3 protein-coding genes and 2 pseudogenes are annotated in these 2,405 nt (G+C 53.0%); 3 read left to right on the forward strand and 2 right to left on the reverse strand.

The window, feature by feature from the left end:
* Window positions 1-417: pseudogene (locus MUW49_RS21800) on the reverse strand (IS21 family transposase); the annotation flags it as partial.
* Window positions 418-543: 126 nt separating this feature from the next.
* On the opposite strand from MUW49_RS21800, the gene MUW49_RS21805 reads away from it, so the two are divergent.
* The 3 genes from MUW49_RS21805 (at window position 544) to MUW49_RS22190 (ending at window position 2,228) form a co-directional block, all read left to right on the forward strand.
* Window positions 544-1,017, forward strand: coding sequence for a recombinase family protein (locus tag MUW49_RS21805; protein ID WP_244813256.1), 474 nt, complete (start codon window positions 544-546; stop codon window positions 1,015-1,017).
* Window positions 1,018-1,043: 26 nt separating this feature from the next.
* Window positions 1,044-1,793, forward strand: coding sequence for a hypothetical protein (locus tag MUW49_RS21810; RefSeq protein ID WP_244813257.1), 750 nt, complete (start codon window positions 1,044-1,046; stop codon window positions 1,791-1,793).
* 315 nt (window positions 1,794-2,108) lie between these two features.
* The gene (locus tag MUW49_RS22190; protein WP_348521192.1) at window positions 2,109-2,228 is read left to right on the forward strand and encodes a hypothetical protein; all 120 of its coding nucleotides are present in this window, start codon (window positions 2,109-2,111) and stop codon (window positions 2,226-2,228) included.
* A 55-nt stretch (window positions 2,229-2,283) separates the two neighbouring features.
* Here MUW49_RS22190 and MUW49_RS21815 read toward each other — a convergent pair.
* Window positions 2,284-2,405: pseudogene (locus MUW49_RS21815) on the reverse strand (ISAs1 family transposase); the annotation flags it as partial.

Raw genomic sequence — 2,405 nt, forward strand, 5'->3', positions numbered from 1 at the left:
ATGGATCTGGCGCATGGAGCGCTTTTGCAACTGACACCAGGACTTGTAACGGTCGCAGAACTGGGAGTAGCTGTAACAGCTATTGGGATAGCGCTGGGTGTACTCCTCCCAGAGCAGCTGTTTGGAGACCCCCTTGCGCTTGAGCTCCTGATGGACAGAGGGCCAATCCGGCACGACATGGCAGGCCGATATGGTGGTATCGGCCTGCGGATAAAACAGGGCAGCCAGTCGGCCATCATCAAACTCGGTGGGCAGGGGCCAGCTAAGGCCGAGCGCCTGGGCACTTTTGAGGAGTTTCTGGATGGAGCCGACACTGACCTTGGTACAGATACTGATTTGGCGAACAGAGAGGTCAGCTTCCAGCCGCAGTCGCAGCACTTCACGAATTTTACGCATTGCAATCCTCTTGGCAGACATAGGCTCTTCCCTGGCAAAAGGGAGAGCGTATCAAAGGTTGTTAAATCAATGCGTTAAGGATGATTCTGGTGAATGTGAACAGTGATTCCGGGATGTTGAACACTGTTTCCGGAAAGGAGGGGCAAAGTGTTCAGGTTGAGCCGGAATGAGCGTTCACATTGGTCCGGAAATGGTGTTCACGTTGAACCGGAATCGGTGTTCATGATCGGCCGGAATATGCAGGTGACCAAGCTGGATCGTTTGGCTCGCAACACCCGCCACCTCTTGGAGATCTCGGAGTACCTGCACGCTAAGCGGGTTGCTCTGCGGATTTTGAATCTGGGTATCGATACCTCGACACCGACCGGAAAACTGATGCTGACCATGATCGGTGCTATCGCCACGTTTGAGCGGGAACTGATGTTGGAGCGTCAAGCAGAAGGGATTGCTATGGCAAAACAGCGAGGGGTCTACAAGGGCCGCAAGCCGACCGCTATGGCCAAAGGGGAAGAGGTGTTGGTTCTCGCCGAACGAGGGATAGCCAAGGCCGAGATTGCACGTCGAATGGGCATCAGCCTCTCTAGCGTGCAGCGGATCTTGCGTGGGCCATCGGGCGATTGAACGGATGTGACAACAAGGAAAACAACATGGAACCAGATAAAATAAAGCAAGAGCCATCACGGTTCTTCAAGCAGCGGGAAACAGCGTCCGCACAACTGGTGGGCAAGTGGGCAAACTATCGGCACTGGCTAAAACAATCCCTAAAGGGAGAGTTGCAGTTCAGACCAGACGAGATCAACAACAGCCCCTATCTGCGAGGCGGTATCTGCAGCTATAACACATATCTATCAGGTATGCTGAGGGCCCACCTCTGGGGACTGTGGTTGACTGCTGTGGCAGTCATCCTGTTCTACTTCGGGTTGGGGATGCTGGGTCTGAGGTCGCACCTTATACCTGGTCTCCCGACTATGCTGCTAGTCGCTGCCTTCGGCTCCTTCCATTGGGCGTTGATCTGCTTTATCGGTCTTGAAAAACGACTGAGGGCAATGGGAATGGCTCAAAAGAAGTCATGGACCTTGGCTGTGGGAGGCGTTGGCATCACTACTGTTGGCCTTATGATAGGATGGTTTATCCGGTTCAAACGCGATGGTTTGGCGAGGCATCCACCTGAAATATTCGATTGGCTGATGTCTCGGTATGACTGGTTGAGCATACCTGGGTCGGTTATGATCTATGTCGGTTTGGCCCTGATTCTCCTGCTGCCCTGTTATCGCAACAGTGACACTCTACCAGTTGATGTAAAAGGGGATCTTAGCAAGGTGAAGGGCTACCCCACCCCAATACTGTTATTGTTCCATTTGCTCTTGCTGTTTCCTGCAGTGGCTATCCTAGCCTAATCGTTATCTCAAAGGAGCCCACAATCAGGCTCCTTTTTAGTCAGCAGGTTCGGACGGGATCTAGTCGGTATCGATGCTTGGCCCGGCAGCCACGACACCATGATTGTATTCGGGTCACTCCTGCCATCCGCCTGAACCCGAACTCTCCTGCTCGATAGAACACATGGAAGCCAGCTTGTTCTAACGGTCCGTTGGCTCGGAACGCTCGGTACCTGCTGGAGATCACAGACCTGCTGGACGCTAAGGGGGTAACATTACAGATCAAGATTCTGGGCATCGGCAACAGCTACCCCCACGGGCAAGCTGATGCTGACCATGATCTGGACCATTGCCACGTTCGAGAGGGAAATAATGCTGGAGCGTCAGGTGGAAGGGATCGGTATTTCTAAGGCTGATATTGAGTCAGCTTGTCCAACGTTCATAGAACATTGGTGAAGACGTTAAAAGTGTAGATGGGGGTGACATGCAGGGCGAGAGCGTGAACATATTGTTAAATTGATGCCAGTTCAGCTAACCCAGCATCCAGTACCTTTTCCAGATATGGGCTGCTCATGCCCGCAAATTGCTGCTTCTTCCGCAAGCTTGCCTTACGGCTGGTTTCGGCTCGCAGCA

This window comes from Aeromonas sp. LsrichE-8G (assembly GCF_022869435.1).
In the GTDB taxonomy this organism is placed as follows: domain Bacteria; phylum Pseudomonadota; class Gammaproteobacteria; order Enterobacterales; family Aeromonadaceae; genus Aeromonas; species Aeromonas caviae.